At 77.0% G+C, this 24,781-nt stretch carries 15 protein-coding genes; 9 read left to right on the top strand and 6 right to left on the bottom strand.

The window, feature by feature from the left end; translation table 11 throughout:
- Nucleotides 1-106 precede the first annotated feature (106 nt).
- The 3 genes from IE170_RS28330 to IE170_RS28320 all read right to left on the bottom strand — a co-directional run bounded on the left by IE170_RS28330 (nt 107) and on the right by IE170_RS28320 (nt 5,496).
- Complete coding sequence (locus IE170_RS28330; protein WP_189812318.1) at nt 107-334, bottom strand: helix-turn-helix domain-containing protein; 228 nt, start codon at nt 332-334, stop codon at nt 107-109.
- Nucleotides 334-831: a DUF2975 domain-containing protein gene (locus IE170_RS28325; RefSeq protein WP_189812317.1), complete on the bottom strand. Its 498-nt coding sequence runs from the start codon at nt 829-831 to the stop codon at nt 334-336. Before IE170_RS28325 ends, IE170_RS28330 begins: the two co-directional genes overlap by 1 nt.
- A gap of 69 nt (nt 832-900) precedes the next feature.
- Complete coding sequence (locus tag IE170_RS28320) at nt 901-5,496, bottom strand: hypothetical protein (RefSeq protein WP_189812316.1); 4,596 nt, start codon at nt 5,494-5,496, stop codon at nt 901-903.
- Nucleotides 5,497-5,736: 240 nt separating this feature from the next.
- On the opposite strand from IE170_RS28320, the gene IE170_RS28315 reads away from it, so the two are divergent.
- The 4 genes from IE170_RS28315 to IE170_RS28300 all read left to right on the top strand — a co-directional run bounded on the left by IE170_RS28315 (nt 5,737) and on the right by IE170_RS28300 (nt 16,184).
- The gene (locus IE170_RS28315; protein WP_189812315.1) at nt 5,737-6,129 is read left to right on the top strand and encodes a peptidase inhibitor family I36 protein; all 393 of its coding nucleotides are present in this window, start codon (nt 5,737-5,739) and stop codon (nt 6,127-6,129) included.
- 209 nt (nt 6,130-6,338) lie between these two features.
- Nucleotides 6,339-12,848, top strand: coding sequence for a hypothetical protein (locus IE170_RS28310; protein WP_189812314.1), 6,510 nt, complete (start codon nt 6,339-6,341; stop codon nt 12,846-12,848).
- Between the two features lie 1,139 nt (nt 12,849-13,987).
- Nucleotides 13,988-15,277, top strand: a complete 1,290-nt coding sequence (locus IE170_RS28305) for a hypothetical protein (protein WP_189812313.1) — start codon at nt 13,988-13,990, stop codon at nt 15,275-15,277.
- 163 nt (nt 15,278-15,440) lie between these two features.
- The gene (locus IE170_RS28300; protein WP_373299069.1) at nt 15,441-16,184 is read left to right on the top strand and encodes a sortase domain-containing protein; all 744 of its coding nucleotides are present in this window, start codon (nt 15,441-15,443) and stop codon (nt 16,182-16,184) included.
- Between the two features lie 27 nt (nt 16,185-16,211).
- Here the strand turns inward: IE170_RS28300 and IE170_RS28295 are convergent, their stop codons facing one another.
- Nucleotides 16,212-17,936, bottom strand: coding sequence for an acyl-CoA dehydrogenase family protein (locus IE170_RS28295; RefSeq protein WP_189812311.1), 1,725 nt, complete (start codon nt 17,934-17,936; stop codon nt 16,212-16,214).
- Between the two features lie 101 nt (nt 17,937-18,037).
- Nucleotides 18,038-18,604: a PadR family transcriptional regulator gene (locus tag IE170_RS28290; RefSeq protein ID WP_189812310.1), complete on the bottom strand. Its 567-nt coding sequence runs from the start codon at nt 18,602-18,604 to the stop codon at nt 18,038-18,040.
- A gap of 152 nt (nt 18,605-18,756) precedes the next feature.
- Here IE170_RS28290 and IE170_RS28285 point away from each other — a divergent pair, with 152 nt between their 5' ends.
- The 5 genes from IE170_RS28285 (at nt 18,757) to IE170_RS28265 (ending at nt 24,336) form a co-directional block, all read left to right on the top strand.
- Entirely contained in the window at nt 18,757-20,025 is a 1,269-nt protein-coding gene (locus tag IE170_RS28285; protein WP_189812309.1) for a tetratricopeptide repeat protein, read from the top strand.
- A 400-nt stretch (nt 20,026-20,425) separates the two neighbouring features.
- The gene (locus IE170_RS28280; RefSeq protein WP_189812308.1) at nt 20,426-20,932 is read left to right on the top strand and encodes a hypothetical protein; all 507 of its coding nucleotides are present in this window, start codon (nt 20,426-20,428) and stop codon (nt 20,930-20,932) included.
- A complete protein-coding gene (locus tag IE170_RS28275; RefSeq protein WP_189812307.1) occupies nt 20,929-22,602 on the top strand; it encodes a carboxylesterase/lipase family protein in 1,674 nt (557 codons plus the stop codon). Before IE170_RS28280 ends, IE170_RS28275 begins: the two co-directional genes overlap by 4 nt.
- 235 nt (nt 22,603-22,837) lie before the next feature.
- Entirely contained in the window at nt 22,838-24,061 is a 1,224-nt protein-coding gene (locus IE170_RS28270; protein ID WP_229885239.1) for a cytochrome P450, read from the top strand.
- A 119-nt stretch (nt 24,062-24,180) separates the two neighbouring features.
- A complete protein-coding gene (locus IE170_RS28265) occupies nt 24,181-24,336 on the top strand; it encodes a DUF6131 family protein (RefSeq protein ID WP_174250394.1) in 156 nt (51 codons plus the stop codon).
- 162 nt (nt 24,337-24,498) lie between these two features.
- Here IE170_RS28265 and IE170_RS28260 read toward each other — a convergent pair.
- Nucleotides 24,499-24,781, bottom strand: a 283-nt coding sequence (locus tag IE170_RS28260; RefSeq protein WP_189812305.1) for a hypothetical protein, incomplete at its 5' end; no start/stop codon positions are given.

Below are 24,781 nucleotides of genomic sequence, written 5' to 3'. Positions count from 1 at the left end.
CACCGCAGGGCCGGATCCGGCCGCCGGGGTGCGGCCCGCGGCCCACCGGAAGGTGCACCGTACCCATTGTCGGGGTCGGCCGCCCGGCCGCGACCGGAGGCCGGCGTCAGCCCTCCGCGGGGCCGTCGCCGCCGGGCTCCCAGCGCAGCAGGTCACCGGGCTGGCAGTCGAGGGCCTCGCAGAGCGCGGCGAGCGTCGCGAACCGGACGGCCTTGGCGCGCCCGTTCTTGAGCACCGCCAGGTTGGCGGGGGTGATGCCCACGCGCTCGGCGAGTTCGCCGACGGACATCTTCCGTCTGGCCAGCATGACGTCGATGTCGACGCTGATGGGCATCAGATCACCTCGTCCAGTTCGGCCTGCATGCGCGCCGCCTCGACGTCGCGCGCCACGGCCTGGCGGAGCAGCGTCCGCAGGACGAGCACCGTCAGGGCGACGCCGAGGGCGGCGAGGGACACCCCGCAGATGAGCAGCACGACGCCCGGCGGCACGGCCTCTCCGGGCGCGAAGAGGACGGCGAGGGTGAACACGAGGACGGCGGCCGCGACGACCGCGCCGATGATCACGTCCACGTACCGGAACGCCGCATGGGAGAAGACCGTGCCGCGGCGGACCATCGTCAGCAGCCGCCACACGCAGACCAGCACGACCTCGACCGCCGCGACGCCCAGGACCGTGATCACGATGCACGGGACGCGCAGGTGGGAGAGGTCGCCCCCGCCGCCGTCCATGTCGGCGGCCAGCAGGGGCACCATCACGCCCTGTACGAACAGGCAGCCCGCCAGCAGCATCGCCAGGACGCAGCGCAGCGCGAGCACCATCAGTCTTCCCATCACCACTCCTTCGATCGACTCACGATGGGAATCTATCGATTTTCGATAGGTGAGGCAAGGTGCTGCCCCTCACGACGCCGTACGGGACGCCTCCCAGGCCTGGGCGAACAGCTCGTGCGGCGGCAGCGGCGCCAGCAGCCGCAGGTACGGGCTGTGGACGTCCTTGCCGTACACGCGCGCCAGGTGCGGTCCCGTCTTCGCCGTCTCCAGCGGCAGGTGGGGCGCCTTGAGGTCGGTCCACTCCCCCGGGACGAAGACGGAGCGCCCGGCGCGCGCCCGGGAGCCGGCGACGACCGCGCCGGCGGCCACGAGCTCGGCCCGGGCCGCCTTGTGCCGGGCGGCCGTCCAGCCGTTCCAGCGGCGGACGCCCGCATCGGTGGGCCGGGCCAGGGCCAGCAGCTGGAGGTACAGCGCGGCCGCGTCCGCCCCGGTGCCGAGGGTGCGGGCGACCTCCGCGACCAGGTCCGGTGCGCTGAGCGCCGGGTCGTTCTCGCAGCCCCCGGCCGGGACCGGGCCGGCGGCGGCGCGGGCGGCGATGCGGGCGAGGCCGTCGAGCTCGTCCCGCATCTCCAGGAGGCGGCCGCGCAGGTGGTCCAGGCGCAGCTCCGTGCAGAGCCGGGCCGCCCGCTCGACGCGCTCCGGGTCGGCGAGCGCCGCCGTGCGCACGAACACCGTGCCGGCCCCCGTCTCGACGACGAACAGCCCGTCGTCGAGCACCTGCGGCTCCTCCACGCCCTCGTCCAGCGGCTGCGGGCAGGGCAGCAGAGGGCCCTCGTACGGGGCGAAGCCGGGCGCACCGGCGAGTGCCGGAGCCGGCGGGTAGAGGACGGGCACGAGCGTGCCGGGGTCGTCGAGGACCGCCCGGACCCTGCCGTACAGGCGCAGGGCGCCCGCGGCGGCGGGGTCGCCGACGGGCCGCTCGGTCAGCGCCCACACGATGGCGGTTGCGGCGGCGGTGTGGGCGGCCGCAGTGCCGGACACCCAGTCGCCCGGCGTGCCGTCCTCACGCACCAGGTGGACCCGGACGCGCCCCGAGGGGTGGACGGCGAGGACGAAGCCGTGCTCGCCGAAGGCGCCGGAGGCCCGGCCGGCCGGAAGGGCGCGCGCCCAGCCGCCGCCGAGACCGGCCTCCGCCTCCAGCGCCTCGGCCAGCTCCTCGTCCACGTACTCCGTGGCGCCGAGCAGCGCGGCCCACACCTCGGCCATCCGCCCGGCGGCCGCGGTCATGCCGCCGGGCTCCCACAGCTCGGCCGGGTCGTCCGGGACGCCCGCCGCGAGGAGGGCGCGCCGGCCGTCCTCGCCGAGCCGGTGGACGAGGTCGTCGTACTCCCGGACCAGCGGAAGGGTCAGCCGGTAGGGCTTCTTGCGGAGCAGGGCACGGTGGTCGTCGTACCGCTCGCGGGCGGGCAGCCCGGCCAGCACGAGCAGGCCGATGCTCCGGCGGGCGCCGGTGCGCCGGCAGAACGCCTCGACGGCGTCCGCGGGCACGGCCAGCGGCCCCTTCTCGGCGAGGAGCGCGAGGAGCCTCGGCAGCCGGCGTGCGTCGTCGGCGGCCTCGGCGGTGCGGGTCTCCTCGGCGCCGTCCGGGGCCGGGTCGGCGGCGGGCTGGAGGAAGCGGACGAGCCCGCGGCGGGGCGCACCGGAGGCGAGGATCCCGCCCGCCGCCCGGCAGGCCTCCACGGCCTCCTCGGGGGCGCGGCCGGTGCGCCAGGCGCTTCCCGGCTCGGCGAACGGCTGCCGGCTCCACACCTCCAGGAGCGCGGCGAGCGCGGCGCGCTCCTCTGGGTCTGTGTGTGTGACGGCGGCCCGCCAGGCCGCGGCGCCGATGCCGCCGACGAGCACGGCCCATTCCGCGGGCTGTGCGGGCGGGGCGAGGCGCCGGGTCTCGTCGTCGATCTCCCCGCGCAGGTGGCGGCCGTCTGCGGCGACCGCGGTAAGCAGCGCGGGGTGGGCGGCCGGTACGGGCGCCCCGTACCCGCGGACCTCGGGCAGGAGGCCGCGCAGGGCGGGCGCGAGTACGGTGTCGGGGACCGGAAAGGGCAGGTCTGCGACGGGCCCGGACCGCAGGAGGGCGACGCGGCGGGAGAGGTCCCGGCGGCGGCGCAGAACGTCGGCGGCGAGCCTGGCCGCGCGGGCGACGCCGTCGGCGATGCGGGGCTCGGCGATCCCGGGCAGGGCGGGGCGCGGGTCGCCGCGCAGGGCTGCGTCGAGGAGGGCGCGCACGGCGGTGGCGCCGACGGTCCGCAGGGCCTTGGAGGCGGCTTCGTCGCACGGGGCGAGGAAGTGCCAGAACGCGGGCGGCGGGACGGGTCCCGCCTCTTCGCCGAGGGTGGGCGCGGTCCTGGCGGCCCGGGAGTCGGAGCCGGGGGCGCCGGGGAAGCCGCGAACCTGCCACAGCAGGGAGTTGTCGGCGGCGGAATGGCAGCGCACGGCGGTCTCGTCGACCAGGACGGCGTCCTCGCCGCCTGCGGGCAGGGCGAGGATTCCCCACGGGCGGCGGCCCCAGGTGCGGGTGCGGTAGTCGGCCCGGCGGCCGTCGGCGGCCTCCAGGCGGAACTCTCGGGGCGAGTGGCCGCTCCACGGGACGCGGTGCAGGACGCGGCAGCCGACGAGCCGCCCGTCCCTGCCGAGCGGGGAGGACGGTGCCCCCTCGGGGAGCGGGGCCAGGGTCCGGAGGTCCTCGGAGTCGCGCCAGCCGTCGGGTGCTTCCGCTGCGCCGCCGATCCGCGGGGAGGGGCCGTCGCCGATGCGCTCGCCGGTGTGCGGATCGACGGGGGCGCGTCGGTCGTGCGCGTGGAACACGGACGCGCTCCACATCCGCTGCCCGTCGCCGGCCATCAGGTCGTGGCCGCCGATGCCCTCGCGGCTGCCGGGGCGCAGGACGCGCTCGCCGTCGTGGCGGCCGGCGCCGTCGGCGGTTTCGAAGTGGTAGCCGAGCCCGCCGTGGATGAAGCCGCCGTACGGGGTCAGCCCGTGCTGGTCCCGCGGGGTGAAGACGTCCTCGGGGCGGGAGGCCCAGAAGGCCCGGCTGCCCCAGGTGGCGCGCTCGTCGGTGCTCCAGGCGACGAGGAAGTCGCCGCCGGCGTAGTGCACGGAGTGGGAGACGGCGTCCCCGGGGACGCGGAAGGTGCAGGAGGCGCGCTCGCCCTCGTGGTCGACGGCGGTGGCGCGGGTGGCACCGTACACGGTCAGCACGGGCCAGGTGCTGGTCGCCTGGACGGATTCGCCGGGCGGGAAGCCGGCGAGCGCGGCGTCGAGGGCGGGCCAGCCGAGCTCCTCGGGCAGTCCGGCGTGCAGGGCGCGGGCCAGCGGGCCCGTCAGGTCGATGCCGGCCAGGGCTTCCTCGACGCCGTCGAGGGCGGTGGCGGTCGGGCGGTCGAGGAGCTCCCGCAGTTCGTTCACGGCCTCGTCGGCGGCGGCGAGCCCGCCGCCGCGCAGGGCGTCGAGGAGGCTCTCGACGCGGTGGCGCACCTCGGCGGCGATCCCCGGGTTCTCCGGGAGCCGGGTGATGGCCGTGCCGGCGCCGCGCAGCCCGGCGTGCACGGTTCCCTCCAGCCGCGGGCCGAAGACGGGGTCGGCGGCGAGCGCGGTGAGGTCGCGGCGCGAGCGTTCGCCCCAGAAGTCCAGGCGGACGGCGGGGCCCGGATCCTCGACGGGGATGCCCGCGGCGAGGCAGGCGTCGAGCAGGTCGGCGTCGAGGCCCGGGTACCCGTAGCGGTCCTCGTGGAGCCGCACCGGCGTGCCGGCGGCCTTCAGCCGGGGCGCGAACAGGGGTACGAGCTGCAGGATTTCGGTGGCGGCCGGCTGGCGCACCACACCGCCGGCCTCCTTGCGGCGGCGGTAGGCGCGGGCGTACCGGCGCAGCCAGTCGCCGAGCCCGCCCTCGGGCACGGCCCGGCCGGCGGCCGCGGCCGCGGCGGCGCCGGAGTCCCGCAGGAGGCGCAGCCAGGGGGCGGCGTCCGCGCGGGACTCGGGGAACAGGTCGAGGAGGGGGATGTACAGCTCCTCGGCGGGCGGGTGCGCGGCGAGGAGCTTGGCGAGGGCGAGGAGCAGCCTGTCGGGGACGGCCCGGCCGCGCGCGGCGGCGACGAGCGGGCCGAGGATGCGGGCGTCCTCGGCGGTGCCCAGCCCGGCGGCGCGCGCGGACGCGCGCACGCGGGTGGCCAGGTCGGCCGGCAGGTCCGCGGACGCCGCGGGCCAGGCGGTGAGGACCCGTACGTACTCCTCGTGCGCGGCGGCGGGCTCCAGGACGCCGGCCAGCCACGGCTGGTGCCCGCTCAGGTCGGCGGCGGCCAGGGCGCCGTGGCGGGCGTGGAGCAGCACGTTGGCGCGGTGCCGGTCCGGATCCGCGGGCAGCCGGTGCGCGTGCTCCGCCTTGCGGGCGAGGGTGTGGGCGCGGGCGGCGCTGCGGGGGTGGACGGGGATCAGCCGGTGCGCCACCGCCTCCCAGAACCAGGGCAGATGGGACGGGGGCAGTCGGCGGGCCTGCCGCTGCATCGTGTCGAGGAAGGCTCCGGGCTTCGCGTGCGCCGCCCGGGCGCCCGCGCACAGGGCGTCGAAGAGGGCGCGGGCGGCGGGCTCTGCGCCGGGGTCGTGCGCCCGTACCCAGTCCGGATAGACCTGTGACGTGCTCGGATCGGACGGCAGCGGGATCGGCAGGCTCATGCGGCGATCCTGCCAGCCGGCACCGACAGGCCCGCGGGGTGGTCGCCGCGCCCGGCGGTGCGCCGGGGGTGCGCCGTGGTGTGCGCAGGGGTGCGCACGTGTGCGCCACCCACGTTCGAGTGACGCAGCGTATCCACCGGCAACGCAGCGCGATCCCGGCGGTACGTTGATCTTGCCCGCGCGCGCCGCTCCGGCGAAGGCCCGGGCACCCCTCGATCCCCCACTCCCTTGGAGCACTTGATGCTGCGTCGTGCCGCCCTGTTCGCTGCGACCGCCCTCGTCGCCCTGCTGCCCTCCGCCCCCGCCACGGCCGCCCCGGCCGGGCCCGCGGCACCCGCCGCCGCCCACGTGACCACCTTCGACGGCTCGAACTGCCCGCAGAACAGCCTCTGCCTGTACCGCGACCACGAGTTCACGGGCGGCGGCATCGCCCTGCGCGCCGGGGACGCCGCCCCCTGGCTCGGCGACTTCGGGTTCAACGACCTGATGTCGTCCTGGTCGAACGACAGCGGGGTGGTGTGCCACTGGACGTCCGACTCGTACGGGAACGGCGACACCCACGTCATGCACGACGGCTACCGCGTCAACGTCCTGCCCTGGGAGAACGACACCGCCTCCGCCGTGTACTGCTGACGCGAAGTCCCGGGCGAATCCGGGGAATCCGCTTCCGCCGGACCATGCCTCTGGCAGGATCCGTGCATGCACACCGAAAGCGACCGGCCGGGCGCCTGGTCAGCGCAGAGCGCTGCCCGCGGAAGGCGTCGAGTGGTGTTACCGGATGGCCTGATCACACCCCCTCCGAGGCAGGGTGCGCGGCTGCGCACCGCGGGCGGGGTGAAGCCGTGAACGGGCGCCTCGACGCAGGGGAGATCGAGGAGATCGCGGCGGCCGGGCGGTCGCTGCGGGAGCGGTCTGCGGCCCTGGCCGACGCGTTCGAGGCGGCGGCCGGCGCGGTACGGGCGGGCCGGCCGGCACCGGCCCCGCTCGCCGGGGAGTCCGCGGCCCGCGAGGCCGAGCGGTCCCGCCTCGCGGCGCGGCTCGCGGCGGCGGGCCGCACGTGGGGCCCGGAGGCGGGCTTCGCCGAACTGGACGCCTTGGTGGCCGAGTTGGCGGCCGAGGCGCATGCGGCCGTGCAGCGGGAGCAGGAGTTGCAGGGTCTGCGGCAGACCCGCGCGGGCCTGCGGACCCTACTGGAGGGCACCGCCGCGGACGCCCCGCACCGCGGCCCCCTCGAAGAGTCCCTGGCCCTGCTGGACGAGCAGATCGCCGACCTGGAACGCCTGCTCCACCCCGCCACCCCCGCGGACGCGTCCGCTGCCGGGAGCGAAGCCGCGGCGCCACCCGAGGCTGCAGGCGCCCACGCCACCGGCCAAGCGGCCGCCGCCGGAACCGCCACCGCCCAGGCGGACCCCACGCAGCACGCCGACCGTGAAGGCCCGGCACGCACGCCCGCGGACGAGGCCCGGACAGGTGCCGACCGTACGGGCTGCACGGGCGCCGAGCCCGCGACCCCCGCGCACGCGAACGACGACGAGAAGGAATCCGCTGCCGGACGCGCGGACCACACCGCAATCCCCTCGCGCCGCACGGGCGCCGTCGGCGCCCCCGCGGGCCCGAGCCGCGCGCAGCACGCCGACAGCGGATCGGCACCCGCGGACAACGTCCGCTCCGCCTCCGGCCGTACGGGCGCCGAGCACGCCGCCCCCACGCACACGAACGACGGCGACGACGACGCCACCGCCGCACTCGTGAACCACATCCGGACCGGCTCTCCGCACCAGGACAGCCAGGGCACGCCCACCGGCGCCCCGACTGACCCGGTGCGCACGCCAGTCGCCGTCAGCGGAGCCACCGCCGAATCCGCGTCCTCGGACCCCACGGGGGCCGGCTCCCGGCCCGTGGGCGGCATGGACGCCGAGCCCACCGCCCCGGCGCGCGCGACCGGCGGCGGCGACGAGGTCGCCGCCGGACCCGCCGACGACGTCCCGACCGGCTCCCGTCGCGCGGACAGTGCGGGCGCAGGGCCGGCCGAAGCCCCGACGGGCACGACGCTCGCGCAGGGCGCCGGCAACGGCTGTCCCGCCGCGCCCGTACCCGTGAACCACTCCCCGTCCGGCGCCCCCGGCACCGCCGGCAGGGACACGGAACCCGCCTCCGTCCGGGAGGCGAACCCCGCCGAAGCGGTGCCCGGGTCGGCGCCCGCGGACCCGGCCCCGCCGGAATACCAGACCGCGGGAGGACTGCCCACCACCGCGGACGCCGCCACCCCGCCACGCGTGCAGGGCGCCGCTACCGAATCCGGGGCCCGGTCGGCACCGCCGGACCGCATCCCGGTGGGCTCCGACAGCACGGCGGGCCAGCCCACCGCCGCGGATGCCGCCGCCCCGGCAGACGCGACGCACGCGCAGCCCGCCGGCGCCGAAGCCGCCGCCCACTCCACGCCGGCAGAGCACGCCTCGGGCGGGTCCCCGCGCCCGGGAGCCGGGCCCGCCGCCGTGCGGGTTCCCGCGCACGGCGCCGGCACGGAAGCCGCCACCGGTTCCGCAGCCGCGGGCTCCTTCCCGACCGGCTCGCACCCCACCGGTGCCGGGCCCACCGCCACCGGATCCGCATCCGCAGACCACGCCCCGGACCTGTCCGGCCGTGCGGACGCCGAGCCCGCCGGCGCGCGGGTGCCCGCGCAAGGTGCAGGTCGTGCAGGCTCCGCCGGGTCCGCGCCCTCGGACCGTGCCGCGGCCGGGTCCCGCGGTACCGGCGGCGGCGCGGCCGCCGGGCCGGACACCGGTGCCGGCGCTGAACCCGCCGCCTCCCCCGCCCTGTCCGACACCGGCAGCGGCACCAGCAGCAGCGTGCCCCGGGCGCGGGTGGCGCGGGACGCCGCCACCGGTGGCGGGTCGCCGAAGGGGGGCGGCGTGCCGCGGCCCGCCGCCGCACCCGACGCCGTCGCGGACGGGAGCGGCCGGCCGTCGGGCGGAGTCGACGACTCCGCCCCCGCGGCCGCCGAGGCCGCGCCGCGCCCCGGTTCCTGGGAGGCGTCCGACGGCGGTGACTCGCCCGTCGCGCGGCTCGTCCGCGAGGGCCGCTTCGCGGAGGCCTACTGGCTGACCGTCGGCTCCGCGGAGCCCGCGCACCGCGGCGACTGCCTCGCCTTCGCCGCGGCCGCGTTCGCCTGCGGCGACGAGGAGGAGGCCGTCGCCGTGATGACCGGCTTCGACCCGGACCTGGAGGCCCTCGACGCCGACCGGCCCGCCCTCGTCCTGGCGGCGGCCGCCTCGCTGCGGGCCGGGCTCCTCGCCGGCTGGCCCAACGACCTGCTCATCCAGACGGAGCTCACCTCCGCCCTGCCCGGAAACTGGGGCAAGCTGCTGGAACGGACCGTCGACGCCGTCCGCCGCTACCAGCGCCTCGACCTCGGCGCGACCCGCCTGGCCGGCGACTCCGAGCCCGCGCTCAGCCGGGCCCGGCTCGCCGCCGAGGCGGCCGAACTCCTCGATGCGCTGCCCCGCCAGCGCATCGGCTACCCGCGGGCCACCCAGGTGCGGTCCCGGCTGATCGGCTCCGAGCAGCCGCTGGGCCGGGCCCTCGCCGCGATCAGCATCTGGGCGGAGGGCACCTCCGATCCGGCCGAACTCGACGCGATCTGGGAGCTGTTCCGCAAGCGCGGCTCCGCGGAGCGGATGATCGAGGAGGCGGACGCCGCGATCCGCACCCCCAAGCAGGCCAAGGAGCCGATCGAGGCCGCCGCGAAGCGGGCCCTGCTGCGCACCATCGAGCAGGTCTCCGACCTGCTCTCCCGTGCCAGGGCGCTCGCCGCCCCGGCGGTGGACGAGCGGTCGGACTCCGTCACCGCCCTGCGCCACGCCCTGGACCAGGTACGGGAGGCGGACGCCCCGCCCGGCGTCGAGGGCGCCGCCGTACTGCGCCTGCGCAGCTGGCTGCTCGGCGACGACCGCTCCCCCGCGGGCGCCGTGCCCGTACGCGACCCCGACGGCGACCGGGCGTCCGGCCCGCCCGGCGCACAGGCGCTGCTGGCCGCGCCCGACCTGCCCCGCGCCGCCGACGGCACCCCGCTGCCCGCGGAAGCCGGGTTCCGGGAGGCCGTCCTCGCCCTGCTGGAGCCGGCGGACGCCCGTACCGTCCTCGCCCGGTACTGCGAGCGCGGCGACCTGCACCTTGCGGACGCGCTCGTCGCCGCCCTCGAACGGGACCTCGTACCGGCGATCCCCGCCGGGCTCGACGCCGTGCCCGGCGACTGGCGGCAGCGGCGCGACACCGAGTGGTCGCGCTGGAGCGCCGCCCACCGCAAGGCGCACGGCGCGGCCGGGACCCTGCTCGCGGAGCTGCGCACGCAGCAGCTCAACCTGCAGGTCGAGCGGGAGCTCGTCGGACGCCTGGAGCGGCTGGGGGCCCCGTCCCCCGAGGGGGCGTTCGGGCAGGCCGCGGCCGGCATCCGGACCCTGGAGTCCGAGATCCGCACGCAGGTCGACGAGTACGTGCGGCGGCTCCGCGAAGCGCTGGCGCTGCTCGACCCGTCCGCGGAGGACATGCAACGGGTCACCTCGCTGCTCGACAACCGGGACACGGTGACCGCGGAGGAGTGCCTCTCGCTGCTGCGCGAGGGCAAGCCGCTCCCCGACTGGAGCGCCACCGACTCGGGCGCCGAGCTGGAGCGGTTCACCGCCGGCATCGAACTGGCCGGGGTCCGCAAGGCGTCCGGCTCGCAGGGCTACTCGGCCCGCCCGTGGGCGGAGTTCTACCTGGCCGGGCAGCCGCTGACCGAGGGCGCGCGCAGCGGCCTGGAGTCCTGGGACGCGCTGTGCCGGCCCGCCACCCGCGGCTCGGAGTGGCAGCGGCACGTGCCGTCCGTGCTGCGGGTCATCGGCCTGGAGTGCCAGGCGACGCCGGTCCGCGACCACCAGCACGAGGTGCGCGGGGTGCTCCGGCTGACCGCGCGGGCGCACGCCAGCGAGACCGTGCCGGGCTACGTGGCCGCGCTCGGGTCGGCGGCGTCCTCGTACACGATCCTGGTCGTCTCCGACGAGCAGCGCGGCCGCAGCCCGCTCGAACTGCTCGACAGCTCCGACTCCGGCGCCTGCCTGATCATCTACCTGTACCCGCTGGGGCTCGCGGGGCGCCGCGAGATGGCGGCGCGGGCCCGGACGGCCGCCTCGCAGCAGGCGCTGGTCATCGACCCGGCCGTCTTCGGCTGGATCGCGGCCCGCTCGCCGCGCTCGTTCCGGGCGGCGCAGCGGGTGACGCTGCCGTGGACCGCGTACAACCCGTACACGCCGTTCGTGGCCGGGCTCGTCCCGCCGGAGGTGTTCTACGGCCGGCAGGAGGAGATCGCGACGGTCACCGACCGGTTCGGGGCGCTCTTCCTTTACGGGGGACGGCAGTTGGGGAAGTCGGCGCTGCTGCGGAAGGTGCAGGCGTCGTTCCCGGGGACTCCGGACCGCAAGGCGATCTACGTCGACCTCAAGGCGCGCGGTGTCGGGGAGGCGGAGCCGGCCGAGCGGATCTGGCCGGTCCTGGAGGAGGAGCTCAAGCGGGTCGGCGTGCTGCGCGCCGACAGGGCCGCCCACCTGGCGCCGGACGCGGTGCTGGCCCGGGTGGAGCGGTGGCTGGAGGAGAACGCGGACCGCCGGGTGCTGGTCCTCGCGGACGAGGCCGACGCGTTCCTGACCGCCGACTCGAAGGCGGTCCGCGGGCGGGGCGGGGAGGCGACGTTCGCGAACGTGCTGCGGCTGAAGGGGCTGATGGACCGCACCGACCGGCGGTTCAAGATCGTGTTCGCGGGTCTGCACCAGGTGCAGCGGTTCCGGCACCTGTCGAACGTGCCGCTCACGCACGGCGGCCCGGACGTGCTGATCAGCACGCTGAAGCCGACCGAGGCGCAGCGGCTGGTGGTGGAGCCGATGGCCGCGTTCGGGTACCGGTTCGAGCGGCCCGAGCTGGTGTGGCGGGTCCTCGCGGCGACGAACTACCAGGCGTGCCTGGTGCAGATCTTCTGCGAGCGCCTGGTCGCCGCCCTGCGCGGCAAGTCCCTCGCGTCGGCGCAGTGGCCGATCACCGTCACCGACGAGGACGTGCGCGCCGTGACCGGGTCGGCGCAGGTGCACCGGCACATCGCCGAGCGCCTGCGGATCACCATCAACCTGGAGGACCGCTACCGGGTCCTGGCGCTGGTCATCGCCCTGCGCAGCCAGGAGGACGGCTTCCAGGGCGGGTACGACGCCGACGAGCTGCTGAGCGCGGCGAAGAGGCACTGGAAGGTGGGGTTCGGCTCGCTGACGGCGAGCGACGTGCGGATCTACCTGGACGAGATGGTGGGCCTCGGCCTGCTGATCCAGCTGGCCGACCCCCGGCTGTACGCGGTCCGCAGCCCGAACGTGGTGAACATGCTCGGCACCCGCGAGGACCTGGAACTGGAGCTGCGGCAGACCGAGTTCGACCTTCCGTACGACTACAACCCGCGGTTCTCGCGGCGGTTCGTCGGCCACGACCGGGCGGGCATCGCCCGCTACAGCCCGCTGACGGAGCACCAGCTGAGCCTGGTCACGGCGCCGGGCGTGGCGGCGGTCTGCCTGACGGAGGCGCACGGCCCGGCGCTGGTCGAGGCGGCCGTGAAGTCGTACGCGAACGCGCGCGAGCTGGCCGTCCGCAAGGCCGGCCCGGACACGCTGGCCGATGCCATCGCGCAGGACGGCGGGGCCGGCAGCCCGAGCGTGTTCCTCGTCGACCTGCGTGGCCGGCCGGCCGCGGAGGCGGCCGCGTGCGCGGAGGCGCTGCACGCGCACACCACCCCGGGGAAGGGGCTGCCGCACCGGGCGGCGGTGCTGCTGGTGGACCCGGACGTGCCCGTCCGGCAGAACAAGTTCGTCGCCGCGGTGGTCCACCCGGAGCGGTGGAACGCGGACAGCCTGCGGGCCTGGCCCGAATGCCCCTTCGACACCCCGGACAAGCGGCGCCGCGTCATCGAGCTCACCGGCGGCTGGCCGAACCTGCTGGAGCGGACGGTGCACCGCATCGCCCGGGAGGGCTCGACGCTGGAGGCGGCGCTGGAGGACGCCCGCGGCTTCACCGGGCAGGCGGGCTTCGCGCGCAGCCACCTGGCGCGCGTCGGTTTGGACGACGGGGTGGTGGCGGTGCTGGCCGAGTGGGCGGCGTACGTGGAGCCGGGCGAAGGCTGCACGTACGCCGACATCGCCTCGGTGACGGGCCTGACGCTCGGGCAGGTGGACGCACTGGTGCGCCGGCTGTCGGACACCGGCGTCGTGGACGACGGGCCGGACGGCTGCTCGCTGGACCGGATCACCTTCCGCGCCCTGCAGGCCGTGGCGGACGCGTCGTGAGCCGTGGCTCCTCCGCGATCGCCGCCGCCTCCCTGCCGGGGGTGCGGCTGTGGACGGGCCGGGTGCTGGGGGACCTGCGGGCGGGCCGCAGCTGCCTGTGCCTGCTGCCGCGGACGCCGGCGGGCGGCGCCGATGCGGGAGCGGTGCTGGACGAGCTCCTGCACGAGCTCGGCGACTTCGTCCTCCTGCCCGCTCCGCGCCCGCAGGACGCGGCCGACCCGCCCGCGGCGGAGCTGCCCATGCCGCCGGCCGGCCCGTGGACGGACACGGCACCCGTCCTGGACTACGACGACGGCCTGTCCGCCTTCGGCGTCCGCCCCCGGGCCGGCGAGCCGGTGCCGCCCGCTGCCGCGTCACGGGGGGCCGCGACCGCACTCGGTCGGGCGGACCGGGCCGCGAACGGACCGGGCGCAGCCGCATCCGCGCCGGCGTGGGGCCGGGAGGCCCCGCACCCGCACGGCCCGGCGAACGGGACTCCGAAAGAGCCGGGCACCATCGCGGCCGCGTCGCCCCCGGGCGGAAAAGCGACGGCCACGCCCGGCCCGCAGGACCAAACCGCACAAAGGCCGGACGCTGCCGCCCCCACGCCGGCGACGGGCCAAGACGTTCCGCACCCGCACGGCCCGGCGAACGGGACCCCACAGCAGCCGGGCACCATCGCGGCCGCGTCGCCCCCGGGCAGGAAGGCGACGGCGGCCGCACACAGTCCGGCAGACCGGACCGGAATGGAGCCGGACTCCGCCGCCTCCACGGCGACGACGGGCCGGATTAACCCGCTCGCGCACGACCGACGGGCGGATCGGGTCGGTAAGGGGCCCGGGGCCGCCGCACCCGGCCCCGCGGGCCGGACCGGGAGGCCGCTGGGCGCCGCCGCCTCCGCGCCGGCGGCGGGCCGGGATGTCCCGTCCCCGCCCGGCCAGGCGGACCGCCCCCGCAAGGAGCCGGGCGCAGCGGCCACCGCGTCGCCCCCGGGCGGGAGGGAATCGGCGGCATCCGGCCCGGCGGACCGGACCGGAGGGGGACCGGGCGCCGCCTCCGCGCCGGCGGCGGGCCGGGAGGTCACGCTCGCCTCCGGTCGGGCGGACGGGCCCCGGCAGGGGCCGGGCCCCGCCTCCTCCGCATCGGCGGCAGGTGGCGAGGTGTCGGACGCGCGCGGCCACGCGGGGCGGGTCCGGCGGGAGCCGGGGGTATCCGCGGGTTCGGCGGCGGACGTGGGGGCCGCTCCCTCCGCGGCCGGGACGGTCTCGGAGCGGGGGCTGCCGACGGCACACGACCTGGCCGACCGGATCCTGAAGGAGCTGGACGCCGCCGTGCCCGCGGCCGGCAGCGGCCCGGCGGCGGGTGTGGACGGGCTGCTGCACCGGCTGACGGACGGCTCCGCCGCCGCCTCGCGGGTGATCGTCGTCCGGGGCTGGTACGAGCCCGCGCCGGCGGCAGCGCCGGAGCTGCTGCGGCGGCTGGCGGCCGCGGTGAAGGCGGCGGGCCTGCCGCCCGAGCGCCGGCCGCGCCTGCTCGTCCTGGCCGGGCCCTCCGGGCTCGCGGCGGAGCTGCCGGAGCAGGTCGCCCGCGAGGACGTCGCCGTCCACTGGTGGTGGGGCGTCCACGGGCGGCTGGACACGGCGACCGTCGTCGCGATGGCCCGGCCGCCCGCCGCGGGGCGGGCCGCCCGGCACCAGTTGCTGGAGGCGGTGGCGCAGGCCACGGTCGTGGAGGTGTGCGGCCCGTTCCTGGACCTCGCGGAGCGGCTGGCCGCCGAGTGGGACGGCCGCCCTGACACGCTGCCGCCGCAGCTGTACCGCCTCCTGTGCGACGACGGCCTCCTCCCCGGCGCCGCGGACGCGGACGACGCCGCCCGGACGGTGCCCGCGGCGCGCCGGCCCGCGCCGGGCGCGGCGCTCCCGGCACCGGTCGGCGCCCTGCGCGAGGACTGGGACGGCGGCCTGGCCGACCGCTGGGACGGCCGCCTGCGGCACTGGCCGGGCACGGCAGCCGGCCGGGACCCGCGTACGGGGGAGGCGGGAACGCCGGAGTGGGACTGGGAATGGGAGCGCGGCGTGCGCACCCGGATCTGGCTCGCGCAGAACACCGCGCTGCTGCCGCTGCTCGACGAGGCCCGGGAGGCCTTCACGGAGGTCATCCGCAGCCGCTCGCGGCTGCCGCTGCCCGATCTGGCCGCCCGGTACGGCCCCCGCCGCGACGGCGTGCCCGGCCCGCGCCCCGGCACGACCGGCGCCCCGGGGTCGGCGGCCGCTCTGGCCGGGATGGAGCTGGGAGACATGTGGCGCGCCTACCTCCAGGGGGACACCCGCCTGAGCCAGCCCGAGGCGGATCGCCTGCGAACCCTGTGGCGCTCCCGCAACAGCCTCTCCCACCGCGAGGCCCTGGACAGCAACCGCCTGGAACACCTGGCGGACCACCTCACCCGATGATTCCCCCGCAGCCCGCCGGCCTCGGCGGCCGTGGGCGGCGGGCCAGGTCACAGGCGGCGGGGCTTATGTTCCGGGTGCTCCCTATGTCACCCTTGCGGGCGAACCGGGCCACCCCCACCCCGTACGGCCCGGCGGATCCCCCTCGGACGAGCCCATGACCTTGATCTTCGTGCCACGTGCGACAGCCGCCCTGCTGGCGGGTGCCGTCACCGCGGTGCTCGCCGCCTGCAGCCCGGATGCGGCCGCCCGTCCGGCCGTGGCCCCCGCCGGGGCCGGGGCCGCCACGGCCTCGGCGGCTTCCGCCCCCGCCGCCTCCGGCGCGGTCGCACCGTCGCCTTCGCGGACGCCTTCGCCGTCGCCGTCCGTGTCGGCCGCCGTGCCGAAGCGGGCCTCCGCCCTGTCCGTCCCGTCCGTCGGGATATCCGGGCTGCGGGTGGTCCCGTACGAGGGGACCACCGACGACGCCCCGGGCACCCGCATCCAGGACCGCGGCGTGGCCGCCAGCCCGTACGGCGAGGGCGGCGGGGTCGGGCCCGGTCAGGTGGGGAACTTCCTGGTGACCGCGCACCGGCTGTCCGCCGGGGGGCCGCTGCGCGACCTGCCGGCCGTGAAGCCGGGCGCCGAGGTGCACGTGACGCTGGACGGCGTCACGTACACGTACGAGATCACTGCGACGCGCAGCACGTCGTTCCGCTCCGAGCGCTCGCTCGCCGAGCAGCGCGCGGCCGTCCCGGGCGCGCCCGGCAGGGCCCCGACGCAGGCGATGATCACCATCTCGACGTGCGCGACGCCCGAGGACGACGCCGCGGGCAACTTCTGGCGCGACCCCCTCGGCAATCCGGAGCACCGCATCGACAAGATCGGCGTGCTCCGCCGCACCGCGCCGGCGGACGCGCCCGCCGAGTAGCAGGGCGGGCGCGTCGGCGAGCGGCGGCTACGGGGCCATCTCGTACGTGCCGGACAGGGCCTCGACGCGCTCCCAGACCCGCGCCGAGCGCTCCTCGTCGACGACCGGGCGGCGGACCGCGGCGAGCGCCCAGGCCTGCTGCGCACCGGTCGCCGAGTCCTTGCCGTGGAGCTCGACGGCGTGGCCGGAGAAGTCGCGGACGAGGACGGAGAACAGCTCGTCCAGGACGGACTCGTCCAGCCCGGTCAGGCGGGCCTGCTCCAGGATCAGCTGGGCGTGGACGACGAGCGCGAACAGCTGGCCCACGGAGAGCAGGAAGTCGAGGTCGCGGCTCTGCTGCTCGTCGGGGGCGATCGTGGCGACGAACTCGCAGAGTGCGTCGGCCTGCTCGCGGAAGCGGGCGACGTTCGGCAGCTCGGCGTACGCGTCGAAGGCGGGCCGCCAGTCGTGGAAGCGGACGGAGCCGAGGCCGCGGGCGGGGCCCTGCCGGAACAGGAAGTCGTCGTCGGCCGCGTCGAGGCGGGTCGGGACGGCCGGGTAGTCGGCCGGCTCCAGCAGGTGGTTGCGCATGAACTTGAGGATCAGCGCGAGGTTGACGTGGACCGTGCCCTCCAGCTTCGGCAGGCTGCGGATCTCGACGGCGGCCTGCGCGAAGTAGTTGTCCTTCTCGAAGCCCTTGGCGGCGATGACGTCCCACATCAGGTCGATGACCTTCTCGCCCTCGGTGGTCACCTTCATCTTCGTCATCGGGTTGAAGAGGAGGTAGCGGCGGTCGTCGGGGCCGGCGGTGCGGAAGTAGTCGACGGCGCGGTCGCTGAACAGCTTCATCCCGACGAGGCGCACGTACGCGTCGGCCAGCTCGCGCCGCACGTGCGGGAACGCGGTGACGGGGCGGCCGTACAGGATGCGGTTGTGGGCGTGGGTGACGGCCTCGTACATCGCGTGCTCGCAGATGCCGATGGAGGCGGTGCAGAGGTTGAACTTGCCGACGTTGACGGTGTTGAGGGCGGCGTCGAAGGCGGCTCGGCCGGTGTGCAGGACGTCCTCGGCGGCCACCGGGTAGTCCTCCAGGCGGAACTCGCTGACGAACTTGGAGGAGTCGACGACGTTCTTGACCAGGTGGTAGGCCGGGTGGCGGCTGTCGGCGGCGAAGAAGACGTACGCGTCCGGGCCCTCCATGTCGGTGCGGCGGCCGAAGACGGAGACGAGTCCGGCGGCGTTGCCGTTGCCGATGTAGTACTTGGAGCCGGTGGCGCGGAAGCCGCCGCTGCCGTCGGGCTCCAGCAGCATGTCGGTGGAGTAGATGTCGGCGCCGTGCGTCTTCTCGGACAGGCCGAACGCGAACACCTCGCCCCGGGCGAGGAGTTCGGCGGCGCGGGCGCGGGCGGCGGCGTTGCCGCTCTGCCAGACCGGGCCGAGGCCGAGGATGGTGACCTGCCAGGCGTACCAGTAGTCGAGCCCGTAGAAGCCGAAGATCTCGTTCAGGGCGGCGATGCGGGCGGTGTCCCAGCGCTTGTCCGGCTCGTCCGCGCCGGCAGCCGAAGCCGGGGTGAGGAAGGTCGCGAAGAGGTCCTCCTTCGCGGCGAACGCGAGGAAGTCGGCCAGCCAGGCTCGGTCGCGGTAGTCCTCGATCAGCTTGCGCTTGCCGCGGGCCTCGAACCAGTCCACCGTGGCTCGCAGCAGCCTGCGGGTCTCGGGGTCGAAGTGCGCCGGGTCGTAGGTGTTCGGGTTGAACAGCAGCGGGTCGGCCATGGAGGGTCACCTTCCGAGGGGTCGTGGGTCGAAGGCCGGAGGCCTGGGACGGGTTCGGTGCAGGGGCCCGCGGGCCCGGCCGGGCCGCGGGCGGGGCCGGCTCAGCCGGCGGGAGGGGCGGCGGCGAGCCGGTGGAGCGTGGCGAGGATGTCGTCGAGCCAGGCGATCGTCATCCGCTCGTACGCGATCCCGCCGCGCAGGACGACGTGCTGGAGCTCCTGCCCGGCGTCGAGCGGGGTCGGGGCGTCGGGCCCGGTGAAGTCGCGGAGCTCGCCGGCGAGGTAGTGCGCAAGCCGGTCGCGGTGCACGGCGCGGTGGCGTTCGACCTCGCGGACCAGGGCGGCCGGGTCGTCGAACGCGGCTCCGCGGATCTTGACGGCGAGATCGTGGCGCATGCTCTCCGGCTCGATGAGCTCGTGCAGCCACGCGGAGAGCAGTGCCCGGCCCGGCGCGGCGACGGAGTACTCCTTCTTGTCGGGCCGGCCCTGCTGGGGCACCTCGCGCACGGCCAGCATGCCGTCGGCCTCCATGCGCTTGAGGACGCGGTAGATCTGCTGGTGCGTGGCCGTCCAGAAGTACCCGATGGACCGCTCGAAGCGGCGGGCCAGCTCGTAGCCGGAGCCGGGCTTCTCCAGGAGCGAGACGAGGATCGCGTGTTCGAGCGCCATGCCGCCGATCTTTCTATGCAACGAGTTGCATAGGCAAGGTCCGCTCGGTGAGACGCGCCTCACGCACCGGCTCGGGCGGACGCGGGCGTCTGCGGTCCGGACGCAGGAAATGGCGTTGCCGAGCCGCAGGCCCACTGCGGATGATCAACACGATGACGAACGCATTCGACGACGTGCGGCGCCTGATCGACGCCGGCGACATCCCCGCAGCAGTCCGCGCCCTCCGGCCCCTCGCCGACACCGAACCCCTCCCCGCCCTCGCCGAGCAGGTCCACGCCCTGGCCGCGGCCGTCGGCTACGGCGACCTCGCCGGCGCCGCCTCGGAGGTCGCCCGCCGGCCCGTCGGGCCGCAGTCCCTCCACGACTTCGGCCGCCGGTGCACGGAGCGGGGCATCCCCTTCCTCGCCGTCCCGGCGCTCCGCGAGGCCCTGCGCCTGGCCCCCGGAGCCCGCCCCGTGCTGTACACGCTGGCCACCGCGCTGGAGGCCGATGACCGGCACGCCGAGGTGGTGGAGGTCCTGCTGCGGCACGAGAGCCTGCCGGAGCCCTGGCCGGGCCGCTACCTGCTGGCCTTCAACACGCTGCTCGCCGGCGACACGGCCACCGCCCTCGACCGCATCGCGCGCCTGCCGGAGCCCTCGGACGCCGGTTGGGGGTGGGCCCACGACCGGCTGCGGCGCATGGCCGGCCGCGCCGAGGCCGTCGCCGGCGTCTCGCCGCTGGACGGCGGGGACCTGCGCGGCTGGCAGTTCGCCCTGACCGGCACGCTGCTGGGCACGCTCTCCCCGTACGGCTTCGGCGTCATGGCCGGCCGCTACGGCTACCTCGGCGACAGCCACGCCGGCTGCCGGCGCGGCCTCGACCGCCTCGCGGCCGCGCTCGGCGCCGCCGGCGTCCGGCCCACCGCCGTGAGCGCACTGCCGGGCCGCTCCGACCGCATCCTGGGGCTGGCCGCCGCCGAAGTCCTCGGCGTACCGCTGGAGCCGTACGCTCCCGGCCGCGCCGACACCGTCGTGGTGGCGTACGACCTCGCCGCCCACGGCGAGGAGGTGATCGGCGGACTGCGCGAGCGCGCCCCCGGCCAGGTGCTGTACGAGCACGCCGGCTCCTGGACCGAACCGGACACGGTACCCGCGGACTTCACTGCACTGCAGCGCCAGTTCGGGACGGAGCCGTGGGGCGCGCAGCTCGGCCCGGACGGCCGCGGGCCCGCCGACGACCGGCCCGAGGAGGACATCGCGCGGGACGTCGTCGCGGCCGACCCGTCCGACGACCCGGCGGCCTCCGACGCGGAGGACGGCTCCCCCGACGACGGCGACCCGGCCTTCGTCCGCTTCGCCACGGCCGCAGCCGCCCTCTGGCTCACCGGCCCCCGCCTCCCCGCCGGCTTCACGGGCCCGGTCACAAGCGCCCGCTTCTGACTGCTCCCGCCAACGGCAGGGCTGCGCAATCCGCACGCCCCCGGCACGGCGCTCGTCCTCGGCCGCAGCCGCGGCCGCGGCGGGCAGGATTCGCGGCCGTACGCCGTCCCACGCCGAACCGGAAGCTGCCACCGCTCCCGGCGGACGGCGCCGGCCGGCCCCGGCCCGCCGCTGCCCGGAGCCGAACGGTGCCCTGCGGCGGCCGCGGACGCGGGGCCCGAGCCGAGGCCCGGGGTGGCGGGGCCGGGCCGCCGGGCCGGTCGGCGGCAGGTTCGGCTGCGGGTGCGGGGGGACGGGGGATGGGGGAAGCTGGCGGTGGTGTGGGATCGCCGTTCCGCCCGCGCCGTTCCGCCCCCGCGGCGCGGCACGGCGTGGAGCGGCCGAGGGCAAGGAGGGGCCCGTGGTCACAGCCGGAGTCCGCCGACACGCCGCCGCCGTCGCGGCCCGTGCCCGCAGGGTCGCGGTGGCCGGTGCGGCCGTGGCACTCGCCGCGGCCACCGCCTTCCCCGCCGCGGCGGCCGCGCCGACCGCCGCGCCGGCCCGCGCGCCCGTGCCGGCGCCCACGCCGCCGCCCGTCGTGGTCGTCGACTGCTTCGGGGAGCCCCAGGTGCGGCCCGAGGAGTACCTGCTCGCCTGCGGCGACGGAAACAACCGCCTCGTGGGGCTGCGCTGGACCGACTGGGGCGCGAAGACCGCCGCCGCCACCGGGACCGACATGGTCAACGACTGCCGGCCCTACTGCGCCGCCGGCCGCTTCCGGCCCTACCCCGTGAAGGTCACGCTCAGCGCCCCCGAGCCCTGGCCGGACCGCCCCGGCACCACCCGCTTCACCCAGATCCGGCTGACGTTCCCCGATGCCGCGCCGGCGCCGATGCCCCACGACGTCACCTACAAGCTGGTCTATTGAGGCCCGCCCGCTGCGCCGCCGCACTGGCGGCGCTCGCGCTGCTCGGGCCGGCCCCCGCCGGGGACGCGGCCGCAGGCCCCGTCGTCCGTACCGACGCGGGCTCGGTTCGCGGTACCGCCGAGGGCGGGCTGCGGCTGTTCCGCGCGATCCCGTACGCCGCTCCGCCGGTCGGCGCGCACCGCTGGGCGGCCCCCCGCCCCGCGGCCCCCTGGCAGGGGGTCCGCGACGCCACCCGGCCGGGGCCGCTGTGCCCGCAGGTCCCGAACCCGTACGCGCGGATCTCCAGCGTCCGGGAGGACTGCCTGGTCCTGAACGTCACCGCCCCGTCCGGCGGGGAGCGCCGGCCCGTGCTGGTGTGGATCCACGGCGACGGGACGGTCGGCGGCGGGCGGTTCTTCGACGGCCGCCGCCTCGCCGAGCGCGGCCTGGTCGTCGTCACCGTCAACTACCGGCTCGGCGTCTTCGGCGGCTTCGCCCACCCCGGCCTGCGCGGCTCGGGGACGTTCGGGCTGCAGGACCAGCAGGAGGCGCTGCGCTGGGTGCGGCGCAACGCCGCCGCGTTCGGCGGCGACCCGGAGCGGGTGACGGTCGCCGGGTCGTCGTTCGGCGCCGCCGCGATCACCGGCCACCTGACCGCGCCGGGGTCGCGCGGCCTGTTCCGGCAGGCCGTCCTGTCCAGCGGCGAGGGCATGATGGACATGCCGGCCGCGACCATGGGCGAGGGCGTGCCCGCGTACCCCTGGTACACGTGGCGCACGGTGCGGGAGATGGAGCAGACCGGCCGGGAGACGGCGGCCGCCCTCGGCTGCGGGCAGCCCGACACCGCGCGGGCGCTGGAGTGCCTGCGGGCCGTGCCGGTGGGGCGGGTGCTGGGGGTGCCGTACGTGATGAACGCCTTCCAGGCGTTCGCGTACGGCGGCGAGGTGCTGCCGGAGCTTCCGCCGCGGGCGCTCGCCGCGGGCCGGTTCGCGCGTGTCCCCGTCCTGTCGGGGGCGACCCGAGACGAGCACCGGCTGTTCGCCGGGCTGATGTACGACGCGGCGGGGAAGCCGCTGACCGGGGATGGGTACGCGGCGCTGCTGCGGACCGCGTTCGGGGCGGCGCGGGCGCCCGCCGTCCGCGCCGAGTACCCCGACGGCGGTTCCGTGCCTCCCGCGCACGCCTGGGCGGCGGCGGTGACGGACCGGATGTGGGCGCGGGGCACGTTCGCCCAGCATCTGGCGCTGGCCCGTCATGTGCCCACGTACGCCTACGAGTTCGCGGACCGGAACGCCCCCTGGTACCTGCCGTCCGCCGGGCCGTTCGACTTCGGGGCGTACCACGCGGGAGACACGCCGTACCTGTTCGAGGAGGCGGAGGCCCGGCGGCGGTTCACGCCGGCCCAGGCGCGGCTCGCGGACGCGATGGCCGGCTACTGGGCGGCGTTCGCGCGCGCCGGCACACCCGCAGCCGCGGGACTCCCCCGGTGGCCGGCCTTCGACCCCGGGGCGGGCGTGCCGCACACGCAGTCGCTGGCGCCGGAGCGCGTCGGGCCGGTCGACTACGCGCGGGAGCACCGACTGGCTTTCTGGAAGCAGTTGGAGCAGCCTCGAGGCCTGTCCGATCCGCAGGATGACGGCCGGTCCGCAACGCCCGGAACAGCACCTCGCCGCGTTGCCGAAGGGCCCTGAAGCTCCGGTACCGCGACCCGCGGCGCCTCGCGACGCACCGCACCGGACGCCCGCGACCCAGAAGACCCCGATTCGCCGGGCGGACCCCGGGGCGCCGTGCGCAGGTGGACGCGGTCTTCCGGCGGACCGGCGGGCCCGGCAGGATGCCCGCTGCGGCGGGACGGCCCGCAGCGGCGCTGCCGCGGGGCGCGGCCCGATCCGATCCGACGCGACCGACCAGATCCGGAGGCCCCCTGTGGCATGGCACGACCAGGCGAGCCGGGACGAGCTGTACCGGGACCCCTATGAGCTGTACGCCCGCGCCCGCCGGGCCGAAGGCCTGACGTACGTGCCGGAGTTCGAGGCGTGGCTCGTCGCGCGCGACCAGGACATCCGGGAGGTGCTGCGGCGCGCCGACGACTTCTCCTCCGCGGGCGCCCTTCTCCCGGACATCACGCCGGCCGGGCCCGCCTTGGCCGTGCTGGCCGACGGGTTCGAGCCGCGGCCGACCGTGGTGTCGTCGGACGGTGCGGCGCACCGCCGGCATAGGGCCCCGCTGAACCGGGGCCTGGCCGCCGGCCGGGTCGCGGCGCTGGCGCCGTACGCCCGGGAGTGCGCGCGGGGCCTTGTGGACGGGTTCGCCGCCGACGGGTCCGCCGAGCTGGTGGAGGCGTACGCCCGCCGGCTGCCCGGGATGGTGGCGGGCCGGCTGATCGGGTTGGAGCCGGCGGACGTGCCGGCGGCCGTCCTCGGCGGCTACCGGGCGGAGGAGCTGCTGTTCCGGCCGCTGCCGCCGGACGCGCAGGCGGCGGCCGCGCGGGACGTCGTCGCCCTCCAGCACCTGCTGGACCGCTGCATCGGCGACCACCGGGCCGACCCGCGCGAGGACCTGTGCTCGGACATGATCGCCGCGCTCGCACCCGGCCGCGGCGAGCTCACCGCCGACCAGCGCCACGAACTGGTGGCGAACCTGCAGAACCTGCTGATCGCCGGCTTCCTCACGACCTCCGCCCTCGTCTCCACGACCCTGCTCCACCTGCTCTCCCACCCGCGGCAGTGGCGGATGCTGTGCGCCGACCCGGGCCTGATCCCCGCCGCGGTGGAGGAGGGCGCCCGCTTCGACACCGCCCTGCAGGCGTTCCGGCGGCGTACGACCCGCCCGGTGGTCCTCGCCGGTACGCACCTGCCGGCGGGGGCCTGCGTCCTCGTGGCGTTCGGGTCGGGGAACCGCGACGAGCGGCGGTACGCGCGCCCCGACGCGTTCGACATCCGGCGCCCCGAGAACCGGCCCCACCTCGCGTACGGGCACGGCCCCCACGCCTGCCCGGGCGCGCGGCTGGCCCGCCTGCAACTGCGCGTCACCCTGGAGGTGTTCACGCGGGCGCTGCCCGGGCTGCGGCTGGACGGGGACCGGCCGCCGCCGCGGATGCGCCCGACGCTGATCGACCGCTCGCCGGAGGAGCTGTACGCGGTGTGGTGAGCGGGGGCCGGCCGGGCCCGCGGGACGGCTCGGGAAACTCGCGGGCTGCGGGACGCATGGCTCGCCGTACGGGGGTATACGCAGAGCGTCCCCCCAGGCAGAGGGTGCAGGAGGTTGTTGTGATAGCGCTCGGAGTGATTCTGCTGATCCTCGGCTTCGTGTTCGGGATCTCGATCCTGTGGACGATCGGCCTGATCCTGTTGGTCGTGGGCCTGGTGCTGTGGCTTCTCGGTGCGGCCGGACACGCGGTGGGTGGTCGCAAGCACTATTGGTGAGGGGCGCGGCCCGGCTCCTGTCCAGAGCGCGCGGGCGGCGCGGCACGCCGGTTCACGGCGTCCGCGCCGCCCGGCGCGTATCCGGGCCGGATGCGGGCGGCCCCGCTCATGACCGCCGCCCCGGGCGGGCGCACGCCGCCCGCCCGGGGCGGTCGGCGTCCGTCAGCTGCGGCGGCCGCGCCGGCGAAGCTCCAGTTCGCCGAAGCGGGGCACGTCTCCGTCGGTGATCCGGCGCCACGCCCGCCGGTACAGGTCGGCGGGCGGCTCGGTCGGAACGAGCACGCCGAGCAGCGGGACCCGGTCGGCAAGCAGTCCGTGCATCGGCGCCTTCCACTGCTCCAGCGGGATCCACGGCGCGGAGGGCTCCACCCATCCGCCGGGCAGGAACAGCGTCCGCCCGGCCCGGGTCCTGCTCGCCGTCACGACCAGGTCCGTCGCGCCGAGT

Source organism: Streptomyces toxytricini (genome assembly GCF_014649915.1).
GTDB lineage: Bacteria > Actinomycetota > Actinomycetes > Streptomycetales > Streptomycetaceae > Streptomyces > Streptomyces toxytricini.
The sequence above is the reverse complement of the archived record's forward strand: the minus strand, read 5'-3'. Positions and strand labels throughout refer to the sequence as shown.